General features: G+C 59.6%; 22 protein-coding genes. 8 read left to right on the top strand and 14 right to left on the bottom strand.

All coding sequences use genetic code 11. The features are described from left to right. Positions 1-2: 2 nt before the first annotated feature. The 14 genes from rpsQ to IPP95_14615 form a co-directional block, all read right to left on the bottom strand. The gene (gene rpsQ / locus IPP95_14680) at positions 3-299 is read right to left on the bottom strand and encodes a 30S ribosomal protein S17 (GenBank protein QQS72395.1); all 297 of its coding nucleotides are present in this window, start codon (positions 297-299) and stop codon (positions 3-5) included. Then, entirely contained in the window at positions 296-508 is a 213-nt protein-coding gene (gene rpmC / locus IPP95_14675; protein QQS72394.1) for a 50S ribosomal protein L29, read from the bottom strand. The genes rpsQ and rpmC overlap by 4 nt, the downstream gene beginning before the upstream one ends. A 9-nt stretch (positions 509-517) precedes the next feature. Further along, positions 518-940, bottom strand: a complete 423-nt coding sequence (gene rplP / locus IPP95_14670) for a 50S ribosomal protein L16 (GenBank protein ID QQS72393.1) — start codon at positions 938-940, stop codon at positions 518-520. A 5-nt stretch (positions 941-945) separates the two neighbouring features. Next, positions 946-1,818, bottom strand: coding sequence for a 30S ribosomal protein S3 (rpsC, locus tag IPP95_14665; GenBank protein QQS72392.1), 873 nt, complete (start codon positions 1,816-1,818; stop codon positions 946-948). Next, positions 1,818-2,234, bottom strand: a complete 417-nt coding sequence (rplV, locus tag IPP95_14660; GenBank protein QQS72391.1) for a 50S ribosomal protein L22 — start codon at positions 2,232-2,234, stop codon at positions 1,818-1,820. The genes rpsC and rplV overlap by 1 nt, the downstream gene beginning before the upstream one ends. Before the next feature lies 1 nt (position 2,235). Then, complete coding sequence (rpsS, locus tag IPP95_14655) at positions 2,236-2,505, bottom strand: 30S ribosomal protein S19 (GenBank protein ID QQS72390.1); 270 nt, start codon at positions 2,503-2,505, stop codon at positions 2,236-2,238. A gap of 14 nt (positions 2,506-2,519) precedes the next feature. Beyond that, the gene (rplB, locus tag IPP95_14650; protein ID QQS72389.1) at positions 2,520-3,356 is read right to left on the bottom strand and encodes a 50S ribosomal protein L2; all 837 of its coding nucleotides are present in this window, start codon (positions 3,354-3,356) and stop codon (positions 2,520-2,522) included. Positions 3,357-3,376: 20 nt separating this feature from the next. Beyond that, positions 3,377-3,670, bottom strand: a complete 294-nt coding sequence (gene rplW / locus IPP95_14645; GenBank protein ID QQS72388.1) for a 50S ribosomal protein L23 — start codon at positions 3,668-3,670, stop codon at positions 3,377-3,379. Continuing rightward, positions 3,667-4,305 (bottom strand): 50S ribosomal protein L4, encoded by a 639-nt coding sequence (gene rplD / locus IPP95_14640; protein QQS72387.1) that lies wholly within the window; start codon positions 4,303-4,305, stop codon positions 3,667-3,669. Before rplD ends, rplW begins: the two co-directional genes overlap by 4 nt. A gap of 1 nt (position 4,306) precedes the next feature. Continuing rightward, the gene (gene rplC, locus IPP95_14635; protein ID QQS72386.1) at positions 4,307-4,924 is read right to left on the bottom strand and encodes a 50S ribosomal protein L3; all 618 of its coding nucleotides are present in this window, start codon (positions 4,922-4,924) and stop codon (positions 4,307-4,309) included. Positions 4,925-5,007: 83 nt separating this feature from the next. Beyond that, the gene (rpsJ, locus tag IPP95_14630) at positions 5,008-5,313 is read right to left on the bottom strand and encodes a 30S ribosomal protein S10 (GenBank protein ID QQS72385.1); all 306 of its coding nucleotides are present in this window, start codon (positions 5,311-5,313) and stop codon (positions 5,008-5,010) included. Positions 5,314-5,328: 15 nt separating this feature from the next. Beyond that, on the bottom strand, positions 5,329-7,434 hold the full coding sequence (gene fusA, locus IPP95_14625) for an elongation factor G (protein ID QQS72384.1): 2,106 nt from the start codon (positions 7,432-7,434) through the stop codon (positions 5,329-5,331). Between the two features lie 25 nt (positions 7,435-7,459). Further along, complete coding sequence (gene rpsG, locus IPP95_14620; protein ID QQS72383.1) at positions 7,460-7,924, bottom strand: 30S ribosomal protein S7; 465 nt, start codon at positions 7,922-7,924, stop codon at positions 7,460-7,462. Between the two features lie 18 nt (positions 7,925-7,942). Then, positions 7,943-8,332: a 30S ribosomal protein S12 gene (locus tag IPP95_14615; protein QQS72382.1), complete on the bottom strand. Its 390-nt coding sequence runs from the start codon at positions 8,330-8,332 to the stop codon at positions 7,943-7,945. Between the two features lie 273 nt (positions 8,333-8,605). Here IPP95_14615 and IPP95_14610 point away from each other — a divergent pair, with 273 nt between their 5' ends. The 8 genes from IPP95_14610 to IPP95_14575 all read left to right on the top strand — a co-directional run bounded on the left by IPP95_14610 (position 8,606) and on the right by IPP95_14575 (position 17,495). Further along, complete coding sequence (locus tag IPP95_14610; protein ID QQS72381.1) at positions 8,606-9,604, top strand: Fic family protein; 999 nt, start codon at positions 8,606-8,608, stop codon at positions 9,602-9,604. 227 nt (positions 9,605-9,831) lie between these two features. Further along, positions 9,832-12,240, top strand: a complete 2,409-nt coding sequence (locus tag IPP95_14605; protein QQS72380.1) for a UvrD-helicase domain-containing protein — start codon at positions 9,832-9,834, stop codon at positions 12,238-12,240. Between the two features lie 142 nt (positions 12,241-12,382). Beyond that, on the top strand, positions 12,383-13,063 hold the full coding sequence (locus IPP95_14600) for a DUF4290 domain-containing protein (protein QQS72379.1): 681 nt from the start codon (positions 12,383-12,385) through the stop codon (positions 13,061-13,063). Between the two features lie 522 nt (positions 13,064-13,585). Then, positions 13,586-13,876 carry a hypothetical protein gene (locus tag IPP95_14595; protein QQS72378.1) on the top strand — a complete coding sequence of 97 codons (291 nt, stop codon included), beginning with the start codon at positions 13,586-13,588 and terminating at the stop codon, positions 13,874-13,876. 90 nt (positions 13,877-13,966) lie between these two features. Next, the gene (gene murA / locus IPP95_14590; GenBank protein QQS72377.1) at positions 13,967-15,274 is read left to right on the top strand and encodes a UDP-N-acetylglucosamine 1-carboxyvinyltransferase; all 1,308 of its coding nucleotides are present in this window, start codon (positions 13,967-13,969) and stop codon (positions 15,272-15,274) included. Between the two features lie 187 nt (positions 15,275-15,461). After that, positions 15,462-16,091: a TlpA family protein disulfide reductase gene (locus IPP95_14585; GenBank protein QQS72376.1), complete on the top strand. Its 630-nt coding sequence runs from the start codon at positions 15,462-15,464 to the stop codon at positions 16,089-16,091. 76 nt (positions 16,092-16,167) lie between these two features. After that, positions 16,168-16,734 carry a TlpA family protein disulfide reductase gene (locus tag IPP95_14580; protein QQS72375.1) on the top strand — a complete coding sequence of 189 codons (567 nt, stop codon included), beginning with the start codon at positions 16,168-16,170 and terminating at the stop codon, positions 16,732-16,734. Positions 16,735-16,886: 152 nt separating this feature from the next. Then, positions 16,887-17,495, top strand: coding sequence for a nucleotide exchange factor GrpE (locus tag IPP95_14575; protein QQS72374.1), 609 nt, complete (start codon positions 16,887-16,889; stop codon positions 17,493-17,495). The last annotated feature ends 43 nt before the right edge of the window (positions 17,496-17,538 follow it).

Below are 17,538 nucleotides of genomic sequence, written 5' to 3'. Positions count from 1 at the left end.
ACTTACTTGGCTCGTTCAACCACTTCCACCAAACGCCAGCGCTTCAATTTGCTCATCGGGCGCGTCTCGGCGATGCGGACGGTGTCGCCCACGTGTGCATCACCCTTTTCGTCGTGCGCCATGAACTTGCTGGAGAGCTTCACGAACTTCCCGTACTTCGGGTGCATAACGCGACGCTCCACGGTGACGGTGATGCTCTTGTTCATCTTGTCACTGGTGACGATGCCCACACGCTCCTTCCGGAGGTTCCGGGTGCCGGCCTCCTGGGCCGTGGTGGTCTCTGTGCTTTCGGTGCTCATGCTTGGGCGGTGTTGGCGATCTCGCGACGGCGCATCTCGGTAAGGATCCTGGCAACGCTCTTGCGAGTTGCGCGCAGTTGGGCCGGGCTTTCCACGGGGCTTACCGCATGGTTGAAGCGCAGCTTGCCCAAAGCGTCCTGCTCGGTCTGCAGCTTATCCTGCAGTTCCAGCGGCGTAAGGTCCTTCAATTCCTGTTTTTTCTTCTTCATCACGGTAGCTTATTGACCGTCAAAATCTTCACGCGTCACGAACTTCGTGCGGATCGGCAGCTTTTGGGCAGCCAGGCGGAGAGCCTCCTTCGCGGTCTCAACGGGCACGCCGTCGATCTCGAAGATGATCTTCCCGGCACGCGTCACGGCCACCCAGTGGTCCAATGCGCCTTTGCCCTTACCCATCCGAACCTCTGCGGGCTTGCTGGTCACCGGCTTGTCCGGGAAGACCTTGATCCACACTTGCCCTTCACGCTTCATGTGGCGGGTCAGGGCCACACGGGCGGATTCGATCTGGCGTCCGGTGAGCCATACGCTCTCCATCGCTTTGAGGCCGAAGGATCCGAGTGCCACGCGGTGACCGCGTTGGGACTCGCCCTTCATGCGGCCCTTGTGCATATTGCGGCGCCGACTGCGCTTAGGTTGCAACATGGTTCTTAGTTGTTAGGACGATTACCTCCACGATTTCCACCTGGGCCGCGACGCTCGCCGCCGGGACCACCAGGGCCGCGACGCTCACCGCCGGGACCACCTGGGCCACGACGCTCACCACCACCTCCACGACGCTCTCCTCCACCGGGACCTCCTGGGCCACGACGTTCACCACCGCGACGATCGTTGCCAGGGCCCATGCGCATGCCGCCGGGTCCTTTCACTTGTCCTTGGTTCGGGCTCAGGTCACGCTTGCCGTAGACCTCGCCACGCATGATCCAGCACTTCACCCCGATGCGTCCCATCTTGGTGTGCGCCTCGGTGATGGCGAAGTCGATGTCGGCACGCAGGGTGTGCAACGGCACACGGCCTTCGCGGTATTTCTCGGTACGGGCGATCTCGGCGCCGTTCAAGCGGCCGCTCACCTGCACTTTGATGCCTTCAGCGCCCATGCGCATCGTGCTGGCCACGCTCATCTTCATGGCGCGACGGAAGCTGATGCGGCCCTCCAATTGGCGGGCGATGCTGTCGGCCACCAAACGGGCGTCGAGCTCGGGGCGCTTGATCTCGAAAATGTTGATCTGGACGTCCTTGCCGGTGAACTTCTTCAGCTCCTCGCGCAACTTGTCCACCTCGGAACCGCCACGACCGATGATGACACCAGGGCGTGCCGTGTTGATCGTCACGGTCACCAGCTTCAAGGTGCGCTCGATGATGATGCGGGAGACGCTCGCCTTTTTCAAGCGGGCCATGAGGTATTGACGGATCTTCTCGTCCTCCACCAGTTTATCGGCGTAATTATCGCCGCCGTACCAGTTGCTGTCCCAGCCCTTGATGAGGCCCAGGCGTTGGCCGATCGGGTTTGCTTTTTGTCCCATTATGCTTTGTTCTCGGCGGTTTCCTCCGGTGCGGTGTCCACGATCAAGGTCACGTGGTTGCTGCGCTTTACCATGCGGTAGGCGCGGCCCTGAGGTGCGGGCAGCATACGCTTCAACCCGGTGCTTTCGTCCACCATCACCGTCTTCACGACCAGCTTGGTGTCTCCGGCCTTCTTCTCGTTCTTCGCTTCCCAGTTGGCGATGGCGCTCATCAAGAGCTTTTCCAACGGCTTGCTGGCGTGGCGGGTGCTGAAGCGCAGCAGGCCCAGCGCCTTCTCCACTTCCACGCCGCGGATGTTGTCCGCCACCTGGCGCATCTTGCGCGGGCTGGTGGGAACCTTGCGGAGGCTGGCCACCGCAACGTCCTTCTTGGCCTCCTTCCGCTTATCAGCGGCTATTTTCTTGCGCGATCCCATGTTACTTTCTGTTGTTGCCGGCGTGACCACGGTAGGTACGCGTCGGGGCGAACTCCCCCAGTTTGTGGCCCACCATGTTCTCGGTGACGTACACCGGGATGAACTTGTTCCCGTTGTGGACGGCGAAGGTCAACCCCACGAACTCCGGGGTAATGGTGCTGGGGCGCGACCAGGTCTTCAGGACGGTCTTCTTGCCGGCCTGTTGCATTTCGGTAACGCGCTTCGCCAACTTGTAGTGGACGAACGGGGGCTTCTTGAGTGAACGGCTCATCTGCTATCGGGTGATCAGGCTTTCTTGTGGTTGGCCCGCTGAATAATGAACTTGTTGGAGATACGCTTGGGTGCCCGTGTCTTTTTGCCTTTGGCCAGAAGGCCGTTGCGGCTGCGCGGATGACCGCCGGAAGCCCGGCCTTCGCCACCACCCATCGGGTGATCGACGGGGTTCATCACCACGGGACGTACGCGCGGTCGACGGCCCTGCCAACGGGTGCGGCCAGCCTTACCGCTGCGCTGCAGCATGTGCTCGGAATTACCCACGGTACCCACTGTGGCCATGCAGCTCACCAACACCATGCGGACCTCGCCGCTCGGCATCTTCAGGGTGGCATAGCGGCCTTCACGGGCATTCAGCTGGGCGAAGGTGCCCGCGCTGCGTGCGAAGGAGCCTCCCTTGCCGGGCTGGAGCTCAACGTTGTGCACCAAGGTACCCAAGGGGATATCGCTCAATGGGAGCGCATTGCCCACTTCCGGGGGAGCGCCCTTGCCGCTCACCACCACCTGGCCCACTTTCAGGCCGGCAGGTGCGAGCATGTAACGCTTCTCGCCGTCCGGGTAGAACACCAGAGCGATGCGGGAGCTACGGTTCGGATCGTACTCGATGGTCTTCACCACGCCGGCGATGCCCACCTTGTCGCGCTTGGTATCGATCACCCGATAGCGCTGCTTGTGACCACCGCCGATGTAGCGCATGGTCATCTTGCCCGAGTTGTTCCGGCCGCCGCTCTTGTTCGCGCGCCCACGGAGCAGGCTCGCTTCGGGGATATTGGTGGTGATCTCCTCGAAATCGATGGCCACCTTGTGACGGGTGCCAGCGGTAACGGGGTTCATTTTACGGATGCCCATGATCTTCGCTTGTTCGAGGGTCAGAGATTGCTGTAGAGGTCGATGGTCTCACCTTTTTCCAAGGTGACGATGGCCTTCTTCCAAGTGCTGGTACTGCCACGCAGGATGTTGGTCTTCGTATAGCGCGTGCGATCCTTGCCGCGCACGATCATCGTGCGCACGCCGGTGACCTTCACATTGAATTCCTTTTCCACCGCGGCGCGGATCTCGACCTTGTTGCTCTTGCGGTCGACAACGAAGCCGTAGCGGCCTTCGTTCTCGCTTTGGGCGGTCATCTTCTCGGTGATGAGGGGGCGGATGATGATGCTGCTCATTGCGCTTGCTTGCTGAGGGTGGATTCCAACGGGGCGATCGCGTCGGCAGCGATCAACACCCTATTGGCGTTCATGATGTCGTAGGTGTTCAACTCGCTGGCGACCACCACGCGGGCGCCCTGGATGTTCCGGGTGCCGAGCAGCACGTTGTCGTTCTTTGTCGCCAACACCACCAAGGCCTTGCGGCCGGTGAGGTTGAACGCCTTCAGCATGCCGGCGTAGACCTTGGTCTTCGTGCTGTCCATGCCACTGCCGTCCAGCACGGTGATGGTGCCGTTCTTGGCCTTGTGCGTGAGGGCGCTGCGGCGGGCCAGGTCCTTCACCTTCTTGTTCAGTTTGAAGTGGTAGTCACGGGGCTTTGGGCCGAACACGCGGGCACCGCCCTTCAACAAGGGACTCTTGATGGAACCCTTTCGGGCTCCGCCAGTCCCCTTCTGCCGGTGCAGCTTGCGGGTGGAACCGCTAAGCTCGCTCTTCTCCAAGGTCTTGGAGGTGCCCTGACGACGGTTCGCCAAGTGCTGTTTTACGTCCAGCCAGATGGCGTGGTCGTTCGGCTCAACACCGAAAACCGCATCGTTCAGTTTGGCCTTCTTGCCGGTGGACTTTCCGTCCGCGCTGTGGATATCGAGTTCCATCTTACTTCCAGATGATCACAATTCCGCCCTTGGGCCCGGGAATGGAGCCATGAACGACCATGAGGTTTCTTTCCTTGTCGATCTTCACCACTCGGAGGTTCTCCGTGGTGATCTTGTTGCCGCCCATGCGACCTGCCATGCGCAGGCCCTTGAACACGCGCGCCGGGTAGGACGAGCCGCCCAATGAACCGGGAGCGCGTGAACGGTCGTGCTGGCCGTGGGTGGCTTCGCCAACACCGCTGAAGCCGTGGCGCTTCACCACACCTTGGAAACCTTTACCCTTGCTAGCGGAGGTGACTGTGACAAAGCCACCTTCCAGGAAGATGTCGGTGTCCACTTTGTCGCCCAGTTTCAACTCTTCGGTGAACTCCTTGAACTCATGGCTCTTCACCTTGGGCGTGGTGCCAGCTTTCTTAAAGTGGCCGATGGCCGCGGAAGTGGCGTTCTTCTCGCCACGCTCGCCATAGGCCAGCTGAACGGCATTGTAGCCGTCCTTTTCAATGGTCTTCACGTGGGTCACCACGCAGGGGCCGGCCTCAAGCACGGTGCAACCCAACAGGTTGCCCTCCGTGTCATAGAGGCTGGTCATCCCGACCTTTTTTCCGATCAATCCGCTCATTTTTCTTTTTGTTGGGGGCGATGCTTCCACCGCCCTTGCACTTGCTGTCTATCTATCGTAGCGCTCCGCGTATCTTTCTACGGTCAGACCTTGATCTCCACGTCCACGCCACTGGGGAGTTCCAGTTTCATCAGCGCATCGATGGTTTTGCTGCTGGAGCTGTATATGTCCATCAGCCGCTTGTAACTGCACAGTTGGAATTGCTCCCGAGCCGTCTTGTTCACGTGCGGCGAACGCAGCACCGTGAAAATACGCTTGTGCGTGGGCAACGGGATGGGGCCGCTGACGACGGCACCCGTGCTCTTCACCGTCTTCACGATCTTCTCGGCGCTCTTGTCGACGAGGTTGTGATCGTAAGACCGCAGCTTGATCCTGATCTTTTGGGTCATCACTTAAGGGTCGACTTATGCTGAAACTTTACCACGGACCTTGGCCAAAACGGCTTCGGTGATGTTATTGGGAGCCTGCTCATAGTGGCTGAACTCCATGGTGCTGCTGGCACGGCCGGAACTCAGGGTACGCAGGGAAGTGACGTAGCCGAACATCTCGCTCAAAGGCACCGTGCCCTTGATCGCCTTTGCGCCGCTACGGTCCTCCATGCCTTGGATCTGTCCGCGACGACGGTTGAGGTCGCCGACGATGTCGCCCATGTTCTCCTCGGGCGTGATCACCTCGATCTTCATGATCGGCTCGAGCAGGATCGGCTTGGCTTTGGGCACCGCCGAACGGAAGGCGCTCTTCGCAGCGATCTCAAAGCTCAGTGCGTCGGAGTCCACGTTGTGGAAGCTTCCGTCGTACAAGGTCACCTTCATGCTCTCGATGGGGTACCCTGCCAACACACCGTTCTGCAACGAATTCGCAAAGCCCTTCTGCACCGAGGGGATGAATTCCTTGGGGATGGATCCACCCTTGATGGAATCGACGAACTCCAAGCCGATCTTGGCGGGGTCCGTCTGTGGCTCGATGCGCACGTGGATGTCCGCGAATTTGCCTCGGCCACCGGTCTGTTTCTTGTACAGTTCCCGGTGCTCCACCGTTCCGGTGATGGCCTCCTTGTATTTCACTTGGGGGGCACCTTGGTTGAGTTCCACCTTGAACTCGCGCTTCATACGGTCCACCAAGATCTCCAAGTGCAGTTCGCCCATACCGTTGATCACGGTCTGGCCTGTCTCCTCATCGGTATTCACCTTGAAGGTCGGATCTTCCTCGGCCAGTTTGGCCAACGCCTGTCCCATCTTGTCCAGGTCGGCCTGGGTCTTGGGTTCGATGGCGATACCGATCACCGGCTCGGGGAAGCTCATGCTCTCGAGGATGATCTGCTTGCTCTCGTCGCACAGCGTGTCACCGGTACGGATATCCTTGAAACCGACGGCCGCGCCGATGTCACCGGCTTCGATGACGTCCACGGGGTTCTGCTTGTTGGAGTGCATTTGGAAAATGCGGCTGATGCGCTCCTTCTTGCCCGTGCGCATGTTCTGCACATAGCTGCCCGCGTCCACCTTGCCACTGTAACAGCGGAAGAAGGCCAATCGGCCCACGAAGGGGTCCGTGGCGATCTTGAACGCCAAAGAGGCCATCGGCTCGGTAACGCTAGGCTTCCGCAACAGCTCCTCGCCCGTGTCAGGGTCGGTGCCGGTAACAGCCTCAATGTCCATGGGGCTGGGCAGATAGGCCATCACGGCGTCGAGCATGGTCTGCACGCCCTTGTTCTTGAACGCTGACCCGCAGAGGATCGGCGTGATGCTCATGTTGATGGTACTGATGCGGATGGCGTTCATGATCTCCGCCTCCGTCAAGCTGTCCGGATCAGCGAAGTACTTCTCCATCAACTTGTCGTCGCTTTCGGCGACGGCTTCGATCAACTTGTCGCGCCACTCCTTCACGGTGTCCTTCAGGTCTTCAGGAATGGGGACTTCCGACCAGGTCATGCCTTGGTCGGCCTCGTTCCAGACCATGCCGTGGTTATTCACCAGGTCGACCACGCCAAGGAAACCCGCTTCGGCGCCGATGGGCACTTGCAAAGGCACCGGGTTCGCACCGAGGCGGCTCTTGATCTGGGCCACTACTTTGAAGAAGTCCGCACCGCTGCGGTCCATCTTGTTGACGAAGCCGATGCGGGGCACTTTGTACTTATTGGCCTGGCGCCACACGGTCTCGCTCTGGGGCTCCACGCCACCAACGGCGCAGAACAGCGCCACGGCACCGTCCAGTACGCGCAGGCTGCGCTCCACCTCCACGGTGAAGTCCACGTGGCCCGGGGTGTCGATCAGGTTGATCTTGTACTCGTTGCCGCGGTATTTCCAGGCGGTGGTGGTGGCAGCGCTGGTGATCGTGATGCCACGCTCCTGCTCCTGCGCCATCCAGTCCATGGTGGCCGCGCCATCATGCACCTCCCCGATCTTGTGCGTGAGGCCTGTGTAATAAAGAATGCGCTCCGACGTGGTCGTCTTGCCGGCATCGATGTGCGCCATGATGCCGATGTTGCGCGTGTATCTGAGGTCGCGGGCCATGTGGGGTCCTGGGGGTCTGCTGTGTTTAGAAGCGGAAGTGGCTGAACGCCTTGTTGGCCTCGGCCATCTTGTGTACTTCCTCTTTCTTCTTGAAAGCCGCACCCTCTTCTTTGGCGGCGGCCATGATCTCGTTGGCGAGCCTTTGCTCCATGCTGCGCTCGTTGCGCTTGCGGCTGTAACCGATCAACCACTTCATTGCCAAGCTCTCCTTGCGGCTCTCACGCACCGGCTGGGGGATCTGGAAGTTCGCCCCGCCAACGCGACGGCTGCGCACCTCCACTTGCGGGGTGACGTTCTGGATGGCCTTGCGGAAAGTATCCATGCCGTCCTCGCCGGTCTTTTCAGCCACCATATCGATGGCACTGTAGAAGATGTCGAACGACTTGCTCTTCTTGCCGTCGTACATCAGGTTGTTCACGAACTTGGTCACCTGCACCTGACCGAACTTCGGGTCGGGGAGCGTGTTGTGCTTGGCTGCTTTCTTACGCATCGTTCTGAGTGTAGACCGTTACTTTTTGGCGGCGCCTGCCTTTTTGCGCTTGGTGCCGTACTTGCTGCGGCGCTGGTTCCGGCCCTCTACCCCGCTGGTGTCCAACACACCGCGAACGATGTGGTATTTCACACCGGGAAGGTCCTTCACCCTGCCACCGCGCACCAGCACGATGCTGTGCTCCTGCAGGTTGTGGCCCTCTCCACCGATGTAGGCGATCACCTCCATCTTGTTGGAGAGGCGCACCTTGGCCACCTTGCGAAGTGCGGAATTCGGCTTCTTCGGGGTGGTCGTGTACACCTTGGTGCATACGCCGCGGCGTTGGGGGCACTGGGTCAAGGCAATGGACTTGCTCTTGACGGTGGGGACCTTGCGGCCTTTGCGGATCAGCTGTTGAATGGTTGGCATGAAGCTCCGTTTCGTCCTGTTTATCAACGATTTTGCCCATTTCCTCCGGCAAAATTCGGGCTGCAAATGTAGCGGTTTCCCCCAGACGACCAAGGGGAGGGGGGTAAAATGTTTCAAGCGCAACCGTGAAAAAGTGGCATTCAGTCCTGATTGACCGCTCTTACCTCATCTTATGTGTCTGTTATACAGCACTTTACACCAAACAAACTGATCTGCCCGAGCTGTTCATATCCCTATGAAACTTCGCAATATTCAGACAAAACGCTACCTTTGATGGTATCATTTGATACTATTGTGTACCCGACCACCTATTCCCTCACGCCGCAGACCCTGTCCCTCTTGGCCTCCATCTCCGAGCGGCTCGGCGAGGTGCGTGCCGCCCATCTTCACCACCCCTCTCCCCTGCTGAAGCGGGCCCACCGGGTCAGCACCATACACGCCACCCTAGCCTTGGAGGACAATCCATTGGACCGGAGGTCCATTGCGGAGCTGTTGGACGGCCATATGCCGCATACCTCCAGCTCGGCCGTGCTGGAAGTCCTGAACACCATCCGCCTCTATGACCTCCTTCCCACGCTGGACCCCTTTATGGGCCATGACCTCAGGCACGCCCACGGCGAGCTGATGCACGGGCTGGCGCTGGACCCCGGCCAATACCGCACCGGGGCCATGGAGGTGATCTACGGTGACCGGCCGGGGACCCGCAAAGCGGCCGGTGGCAACATCTCCAGTCAGGTGGAACAGTTGCTGCATTTCGCGGAGAATGACGAGGCCCCCATGTTGATCACCAGCTGTGTGCTGCACTACGGCCTGATCAACCTCCGCCCCTTCACCGCAGGGAACGGCCGTATCGCGCGGCTCTGGCAAAAGCTGATGTTGATGCGGCAATGGCCCGTGTTCGCTTACCTCCCGTTGGAAGGCTTCATCCAACGCGGCCGCAACGGATACTACGCCGCCATGGAACATGCCGACCGCCAGGAGGACTGCGGCGTTTTCATTACCTATATGATGGAGCGGATCGATGAGGCTCTGCACGAGTTGCTCACTCGCGAACGGCCAGTGCTGACAGGACCTGACCGCATCTCCACTTTCATTTCGGGCAGTGACCGGGGACGTTTTACCCGAAAGGATTACCGCAACGCCTTCCCCGAGCTTTCCACCGCAACAGCTAGCAGAGACCTGGCGGATGCGGTCGATGCCGGATCGATCATGCGCACCGGGACCGGAAGGGTGGCTTGGTACCGGGCGCCCGGGACCCGGAAGCACGGTTAGTCGTGCGGAAGCACGGCACGCATCATCGCTCCAACTTTCCAACGGGTTGCGGACATTACAATAGCAGTTCGATCAATAGCGAGAGGTTACGGCCTGTATAGGTCGCCGGAATATTCCGCTTTCGCAAGATCGCTCGGAAAGCGCACCTTATGACTAACACAAAGCGAAGACCGCACCTTTTCAACATCCCTTCCCCACCCCGTCCTGCCCGCTAACTTTGGCGGCACATGGATCATTTGAAAGGGCTGAACCCCGCCCAGCTCGCCGCCGTGGAGGCCACCGAAGGCCCCACCATGGTGATCGCAGGGGCCGGCAGCGGCAAGACCCGCGTGCTCACCGTACGGATCGCACACCTCCTCACCAAAGACGTGGATGCCTTCCGCATCCTCGCGCTCACCTTCACCAACAAGGCGGCGAAGAGCATGAAGGAACGCATCGCCAAGCTGGTGCCCGGCGGCGAGGCGCAAAGTCTCTGGATGGGCACCTTCCACAGTGTTTTCGCACGCATCCTCCGCGCCGAGGCCGACAAGCTGGGCTATCCGAAGGACTTCACCATATATGACAGTGACGACAGTCGCTCGCTGATCCGCACGATCGTGAAGGAATTCAATCTGGACGAGAAGCTCTACAAAGCCAACTTGGTGCATGGGCGCATCAGCATCGCGAAGAACAACCTCATCGGGCCGAGGGACTACTTGGAGAACGTGGAGCTGATGAGCAGCGACGCCGCCAACATGCGCCCGCAGATCGGCCTGATCTACCAGCAGTATGCCGCACGCTGTTTCCGCGCCGGCACCATGGATTTCGACGACCTGCTCTTCCTCACCAACATCCTCTTCCGCGACCACCCGGACGTGATGCTGAAGTACCAGCAGCGCTTCCAGTACATCCTCGTGGACGAGTACCAGGACACCAACCTCGCGCAGTACAACATCGTGCGCACCCTTGCGGCACGGCACCAGAACCTCACCGTGGTGGGCGACGACAGCCAGAGCATCTATGCCTTCCGCGGGGCGAACATCCAGAACATCCTCAACTTCAAGAAGGACTACCCGGAGCACCAGGTCTTCAAACTGGAGCAGAACTACCGCAGCACGAAGAACATCGTGAACGCGGCGAACAGCCTGATCGAGAAGAACCGCGAGCGTCTCGATAAGACCGTGTGGACGGCCAACGAGGAAGGCACGCCTTTGCCGGTGGTCCGCAGCGTGAGCGACAACGAGGAAGGCCGCTTCGTGGCGAACGACATCTTCAGCACCAAGATGCACGAGCAGGTGCCGAACCACGGCTTCGCGATCCTCTACCGCACCAACGCGCAGAGCCGCAGCATGGAGGAAGCGCTGCGGAAGATGAACATCCCCTACCGCATCTACGGCGGCCTCAGCTTCTACCAGCGCAAGGAGGTGAAGGACCTCATCGCCTACTTCCGCCTCACCTGCAATCCCAACGACGAGGAGGCCTTGAAGCGTGTGATCAACTATCCGGCGCGCGGCATCGGGCAGAGCACCATCGAAAAGCTGATGGTGACCGCGAACCAGCACGACAAGAGCATCTGGGACATCATCCATGACCATCTCGGAGAAGTGGGCCTGCACGAAGGCTTGAAGAAGAAGATCGCGCAGTTCGTGATGATGATCCGTAGTTTCCAGACGATGCTGGAGACGCAAAGTGCATACGCCCTCGGCGAGTACATCGCACGCACCACCGGCCTGTTGCAGGACCTCTTCGCGGACAAGACCCCAGAGGGCGTGAGCCGCTACGAGAACATCCAAGGTCTGCTGAACGGCATGAAGGAGTTCAGCGACCCTTCGACAGGCTCAGGGGCCGCTGAACCGGGTGTGGATCCCGAAACGCTGGCCGATGGCGAGCAGACGCTGCGCACCCTGCCGGATTTCCTCATCGATGTGGCGCTGCTCACCGACGCCGACAACAACGACCCGAACGACCAGGACCGTGTGAGCCTGATGACCGTTCACAGCGCAAAGGGCTTGGAGTTCCCGTACGTTTATGTCGTTGGTCTGGAGGAAAACCTCTTCCCGAACATGATGGCCGTGCAAAGCCGCGCCGACTTGGAAGAAGAGCGCCGCTTGTTCTACGTGGCGATCACACGCGCGGAGAAACGCGCCACGCTGAGCTATGCGACCAGCCGCTACAAATGGGGCACGCTCCAGAGCGCCGAGCCGAGCCGGTTCTTGCAGGAGATCGACAAGAAGTACTTGGAACTCCCGACACGTCACGAGATGCCGAGCTCCGATGCCTATCGGAGCAGCCGGGGGCCTTCCTTCGCTGAGCGGAACGGTTTTACCGAACGCCCGGCTTCAACCGCCCCTGCGCGCAGAGCACCAATTCAGGAACGTAGCCGCCCTGCTGCCACAAGCGCGGCACCTCCGCCTATGAAGCGGAACCTGAAGAAGATCTCCACCTCGGGCTCACCTTTGGAAGCAACAAGCACATTGGGCGAAGCCGTTGCTGCCGACATCCAAGAGGGCGTCACCGTGGAACATGCCCGGTTCGGTAAGGGCAAAGTGGTGAAGGTGGAAGGTGCACCACCGGACCAGAAGGCCACGATCTTCTTCCCCAGTGCCGGGCAGAAGCAGCTGTTGTTGCGCTTCGCGAAATTGAAGGTGTTGAATTAGGACGCAGAGACGCCGAGGCGCTGAGAACTATTCGCCCTATTCCCCTACATTTGGCCCACCACGTCCGATGCCTATCGGACCTTGGCCCTCCCTAACGGACGCGCCTATTGAATCTTTACCGGCCCACCCGACTTCTTCCCGCATGAGCTTCGCATTCGACTACAACACCCAGCGTAACCACTTGATCATTCCCGAGTACGGACGCTATGTGCAACGCATGGTGGAGCTTTGCATGGAGGAGGAGGACAAGGAGAAGCGCACCCGCATGGCCCGCGCCATCGTGCAGACCATCGGCAAGCTGAACCCGCAGCTGCGCAGCAATGAGAACAGTGACCGCACGTTCTGGGACCACATGCATGTGATGGCCGGCTTCGCCCTCGATGTGGACAGCCCCTACCCCGTGCCCACCGCGGAAGGCCTTAAGTCCAAGCCACAGCCAGTGGCCTATCCCAAGACCACGATCCGCTTCGGGCACTATGGCAAGCTGGTGGAACGCATGATCGAGCAGTGCGCCGCGATGGAGGAAGGCCCGGAAAAGGCGGCCTTCACGCTGATGATCGCCAACCAGATGAAGAAGCAGTTCCTTACTTGGAACCGCGACAGCGTGGGCGACGGCGCGATATTGAAGGACCTCGCCGACCTCGGGAAAGGCGAGTTGAAGCTGGAACCGGAACAGCAGCTGGCCAGTACCGATGCATTGCTCCAGGCCCAAAGGAACGGGCCCAAGAATGCCGTGGACCCTGTGCGCAAACGCCACAAGAACAACAGTGGTGGTGGTGGAAATAAGAAGCGCTACCGCAACCGGAATAAGAAGCGGTACTAGGTTCCCAATGCGTCGATCAGATGATCAAAGAATCAGATGATGGAATGCCTTTGCTGCGATCGCTTCGGCTGGAGATCTGTTTGAGAGACCTTTACTGAGGATAGAAGAGGTCTTTCTGAACGGAGATAGCACTTGTGAAGCAATAGGCTCGGAGCGGTTGCCGTTCCAATAGCCATGTTCAGGTTCGGGCTTTTTTACCTTTCACTACTATGCTTCATTGCACCGGCATTGGGTCAATGGACAATTGGGCCGCGAGCGGACTTGGCGTTGTTCCGGGGCTCACCACGTTATATCGCTTACGGGATCGGCGCAAGTGCGACGTATAGTCCACAGAAGCGGAACTACTGGACCGCCGATGGGGCTTATCACATTCCCCACGTCGACCATTTCATCTATGTACAGGGTCCCCGGAATCTGGCCATCGGAGATACCACCTCTTCAACTTGGCGGATCAACGCGCACGAAAGTCATGTCTCCATTTCCCTCGGCTTTCAACGAACGTTCAACCACCGACAAAGATCCATGGAATGGTATTGGAAAGTGGCCTCCGGGTTCGGCATCGACCGACGTCGATCCGAGGGCGAGTTGACATACAAGTATTCCGGGGAGCAACGTCATTTTGACTTTTCATCGCACAGCACGTACATCCCTCTCCTTGCCGGCGGCGGGCGGATCTGGCATTTGGACCATTCCGATCTTGCCTTGGAGCTTTCGGGAATGGTCCCGTGCTATTCGATCACCGACCGTGAGTTCGGGCTCATGACCCGCGACTACTCCTTGTATTTGACATTCCAATATCGCTGGCGGGTCTGACCGGGCATTCCTCCGTCACCTACATCCACTTGTTGAAAGCATTCCCGCTTGCTACGCCGGATACGCCCCTTCCCTTCCTTGTTTCGCAACATGGGAAGTTTCAAGATCGAAGGAGGCCATCGCCTCAGTGGTGAGCTAATTCCGCAAGGCGCGAAAAATGAAGCGCTGCAAGTATTGTGTGCCGTGCTGTTAACAAGCGAGCCGGTAAGGATCAGTAATGTGCCGGATATTGTGGACGTGAACAAGATGATCGACCTGCTGCGCGCCATGGGCGTGGAGGTGGAAAAGCTCGGCGAAGGCGATTGGCGCTTCCAAGCGAAGACCGTAGACCTGGAATTTTTCCTGCGGCCCGAGTTCAAGCAGATGGGCGGCGGGTTGCGCGGCAGTGTGATGGTAGTGGGACCTTCACTCGCCCGTTTCGGCAGCGGCTACATCCCCACACCGGGCGGCGACAAGATCGGCAGGCGCCGGTTGGACACGCACTTCATCGGCTTCGAAAAGCTGGGGGCAACCTTCAACTACGATGCTAAGGAAGGCTTCTTCAAGGCGGAGGCGAAACGGCTGAAAGGCGCCTACATGTTGTTGGACGAAGCCAGCGTGACCGGTACCGCGAACATCGTAATGGCCGCCGTGCTTGCCGAAGGCCGCACCACCATCTTCAACGCCGCCTGCGAGCCGTACCTGCAGCAATTGTGCAGCATGCTCGTGCGCATGGGCGCCAAGATCCAGGGCATCGGCAGCAATCTGCTCCACATCGATGGCGTGAATGAACTCGGTGGCACGGAGCATCGCCTGCTCCCCGACATGATCGAGATCGGCTCCTTCATCGGCATGGCCGCCCTCACCCGCAGTGCCATCACCATCAAGGACACGGGGTATGAGCATCTCGGCGTCATTCCCGACACCTTCCGGCGGTTGGGCATTCAAGTGGAACGCAAAGGCGACGACATCCACATCCCCGCGCAGGACCACTACGCCATCACCCGCTTCATCGACGGCAGCCTCATGAACATCAGCGATGCGCCGTGGCCCGGCTTCACGCCCGACCTCATCAGCATAATGATCGTCACCGCCACGCAGGCGAAGGGCAGCGTGCTGATCCACCAGAAGATGTTCGAGAGCCGCCTGTTCTTCGTGGACAAACTGATCGAAATGGGCGCGCAGATCACCCTCTGCGACCCCCACCGCGTGCAGGTGAACGGCCACGATTTTGGACAGCCCTTACGCGGTATCACCATGACCAGCCCGGACATCCGTGCGGGGGTCTCCCTGTTGATCGCCGCGCTCAGCGCTGAGGGCACCAGCGTTATCCACAACATCGAGCAGGTGGACCGGGGCTACCAGCGCATCGCGGAGCGGCTCAACGCTATCGGTGCGAAGATCGAACGGCTGCCATGAAGAGGGCGCAGAGGTAACGGGGGTAAGGGAGGTAAGGGAGGTAAGGGGTGTAAGGGGTGTAAAGGTGGAACGGAGCTATGTAGACCTCATCTTCCTTTTCCACCATCTCGTCCATGACTTCCCTTACCTCCACCCCTTCCATGAACTCAATAAATCAGCGCATCACCTTGAACACGATCTTCGCCCCATGAAATTTTCATTCATCACCTGCCTTGTCGTTCTCGGCACTATCGCCTTCCACACGGCGCATGCCCAGGAACGGCTTAGCGGCATCACTGTGGGGCAACAGGCCCCGGACATCGCCATGCCCGACCCCGCAGGCGACACCCTGCGCCTTTCGGACCTTCGCGGGCATATCGTGCTGCTGGACTTCTGGGCCAGTTGGTGCCGGCCCTGCCGCATGGAGAACCCGCACGTGCGTGCAACCTATCACGCCTACAAGGACAGCCTCTTCACCGATGCCAGCGGCTTTCGCGTCTTCAGCGTGAGCTTGGACCGTGCCGGTGGCGGAGACGCTTGGAAGAAGGCGATCGAGCAGGACCAATTGGACTGGCCTTGGCATGTGGGCGCGGTGGAAAGCGGGATCAACAGCGCCGCCAACACCTACCAGGTGCGCTTCATCCCGACCAACGTGCTCATTGACGCCCAAGGGAAAGTGATCGCCATGGACGTCCACGGCGATGACCTGGACCATGCCCTAAACGCTTTGCTGGAGCGCGATCCCGCCAAGATCGCCGAAATGGAGAAGCAGAAATCCAAAGCGGAAAAGGAAGAGGCCAAGGCGGAACGCAAAAGGAAGCGGAAAGAAAAAAGGTGAACCGCTCCGGTCGACTTTCCCATTCCGGCACGATGATGGATGCGATGCCGCCTCCAGCGCACCTTAAATTCGCACCATGAACCTCTCCTCCGTGATGACAAAGACACGTATCGCCCTAGTGGCCAGTGTGGCCTTGCTGGCCGTTTTCGGTTTTACCTCACGCATGGACGAGGGCGGACCGGTCAAGGACGGCACGGCCATCGGCGACAAAGCCCCGGAACTGGCCTATTACAACCCGGACAGCACCAAAGTGATCACGCTGTCTTCCCTGAAAGGTCAATACGTGCTACTGGACTTCTGGGCCAGCTGGTGCGGCCCCTGCCGCCGGGAAAACCCCAACGTGGTGCGTGCCTATGACAAGTATAGCAAGGCCAAGTTCAAGGATGCCAAAGGCTTCACCGTGTACGGCGTAAGCTTGGACAAGAGCCGCTCAGCATGGAAACACGCCATTGAACAGGACAAACTGGCTTGGCCCAACCATGTGAGCGACTTGGGCGCATGGAGTTCCGCAGGTGCACGCATCTACGGTGTCAACTCGATCCCCATGAACTTCCTGATCGACCCGAAAGGGATCATCGTGGCCAAGAACCTCCGGGGCGACCAGCTCGACAAGGCGCTGGACCCGTTCGTGAAGAGCTTCTGAGCCCTCCCCGATCCATGCCTTCCTGCGGAATTGTCCTTCGCAGCCCCTTGATCCTGTCGATCTGTCCCATCTTCGCGCCGCAATGGCCGCCCTTGACGGAACGGCACTGAACTTGTCCCGTGCGCAATCCATTCCGCAAATCCAAGAAAACCATGTCGGAACGACCAGAAGTCGGCCCCGAGGAGCGCACCCGTGAAAGCGATGCCCAAGAGCACGCTGCGAGCCAATTGAGCAAAGCCAGTGAGGCCGCCGCCGAACGCGCCATGGGCGATGATGGCACCGGCGAGAGCTACGAGAGTGAAACCCTACGGGCGGAACTCGACGCCCTGCGCACGGAACACGATGCCCTGCATGACAAATTTGTGCGCCTGCACGCCGAGTTCGACAACTTCCGCAAGCGGACCGCCAAGGAGCGCATGGACCTCTTGATGAGCGCCGGTGCCGATACCATCATGAGCATCCTGCCCGTGCTGGACGACATGGAACGCGCCATTGCCCACAACACCGAGGTCAACGACATCAATGCGGTGAAACAGGGCTTCGAGCTGATCCGCCAAAAGTTCGCCAACATCCTATTGGCCCATGGCCTGAAGCCGATGCAAGCCAAGGGGCAGCCCTTCGACCCGGAATTGCACGAGGCCATCAGCCAAGTGCCTTCCCCGGACAGCAAGATGAAGGGCAAGGTGCTGGAGGAGGTGGAAAGCGGTTACACCCTGAACGACAAAGTATTGCGCCACGCCAAGGTGGTTGTAGGTGCGTGACGTGTCGCGCCCCTACAACCACCTTGGCGTAGGGGCTTGTATG

It is taken from the genome of Flavobacteriales bacterium, from assembly GCA_016700415.1.
Taxonomy (GTDB): domain Bacteria; phylum Bacteroidota; class Bacteroidia; order Flavobacteriales_F; family PHOS-HE28; genus PHOS-HE28.
Note: the sequence above shows the minus strand (reverse complement) of the source record. Positions and strands in the feature narration are given on the sequence as shown.

Excerpts from the sequence above, each read along its gene's own strand:
- rpsG (QQS72383.1), bottom strand. The coding sequence starts at position 7,924 with ATGCGTAAGAAAGCAGCCAAGCACAACACGCTCCCCGACCCGAAGTTC.
- rpsC (QQS72392.1), bottom strand. The coding sequence starts at position 1,818 with ATGGGACAAAAAGCAAACCCGATCGGCCAACGCCTGGGCCTCATCAAG.
- IPP95_14575 (QQS72374.1), top strand. The coding sequence starts at position 16,887 with ATGTCGGAACGACCAGAAGTCGGCCCCGAGGAGCGCACCCGTGAAAGC.
- IPP95_14585 (QQS72376.1), top strand. The coding sequence starts at position 15,462 with ATGAAATTTTCATTCATCACCTGCCTTGTCGTTCTCGGCACTATCGCC.
- IPP95_14610 (QQS72381.1), top strand. The coding sequence starts at position 8,606 with ATGGTATCATTTGATACTATTGTGTACCCGACCACCTATTCCCTCACG.
- rplD (QQS72387.1), bottom strand. The coding sequence starts at position 4,305 with ATGGAACTCGATATCCACAGCGCGGACGGAAAGTCCACCGGCAAGAAG.
- IPP95_14595 (QQS72378.1), top strand. The coding sequence starts at position 13,586 with ATGGAATGGTATTGGAAAGTGGCCTCCGGGTTCGGCATCGACCGACGT.
- rplP (QQS72393.1), bottom strand. The coding sequence starts at position 940 with ATGTTGCAACCTAAGCGCAGTCGGCGCCGCAATATGCACAAGGGCCGC.
- rplW (QQS72388.1), bottom strand. The coding sequence starts at position 3,670 with ATGAGCAGCATCATCATCCGCCCCCTCATCACCGAGAAGATGACCGCC.
- IPP95_14605 (QQS72380.1), top strand. The coding sequence starts at position 9,832 with ATGGATCATTTGAAAGGGCTGAACCCCGCCCAGCTCGCCGCCGTGGAG.
- IPP95_14600 (QQS72379.1), top strand. The coding sequence starts at position 12,383 with ATGAGCTTCGCATTCGACTACAACACCCAGCGTAACCACTTGATCATT.
- IPP95_14615 (QQS72382.1), bottom strand. The coding sequence starts at position 8,332 with ATGCCAACCATTCAACAGCTGATCCGCAAAGGCCGCAAGGTCCCCACC.
- rpsJ (QQS72385.1), bottom strand. The coding sequence starts at position 5,313 with ATGACCCAAAAGATCAGGATCAAGCTGCGGTCTTACGATCACAACCTC.
- fusA (QQS72384.1), bottom strand. The coding sequence starts at position 7,434 with ATGGCCCGCGACCTCAGATACACGCGCAACATCGGCATCATGGCGCAC.
- murA (QQS72377.1), top strand. The coding sequence starts at position 13,967 with ATGGGAAGTTTCAAGATCGAAGGAGGCCATCGCCTCAGTGGTGAGCTA.
- rpsS (QQS72390.1), bottom strand. The coding sequence starts at position 2,505 with ATGAGCCGTTCACTCAAGAAGCCCCCGTTCGTCCACTACAAGTTGGCG.
- IPP95_14580 (QQS72375.1), top strand. The coding sequence starts at position 16,168 with ATGAACCTCTCCTCCGTGATGACAAAGACACGTATCGCCCTAGTGGCC.
- rplC (QQS72386.1), bottom strand. The coding sequence starts at position 4,924 with ATGAGCGGATTGATCGGAAAAAAGGTCGGGATGACCAGCCTCTATGAC.
- rplB (QQS72389.1), bottom strand. The coding sequence starts at position 3,356 with ATGGGCATCCGTAAAATGAACCCCGTTACCGCTGGCACCCGTCACAAG.
- rpmC (QQS72394.1), bottom strand. The coding sequence starts at position 508 with ATGAAGAAGAAAAAACAGGAATTGAAGGACCTTACGCCGCTGGAACTG.
- rplV (QQS72391.1), bottom strand. The coding sequence starts at position 2,234 with ATGGGATCGCGCAAGAAAATAGCCGCTGATAAGCGGAAGGAGGCCAAG.
- rpsQ (QQS72395.1), bottom strand. The coding sequence starts at position 299 with ATGAGCACCGAAAGCACAGAGACCACCACGGCCCAGGAGGCCGGCACC.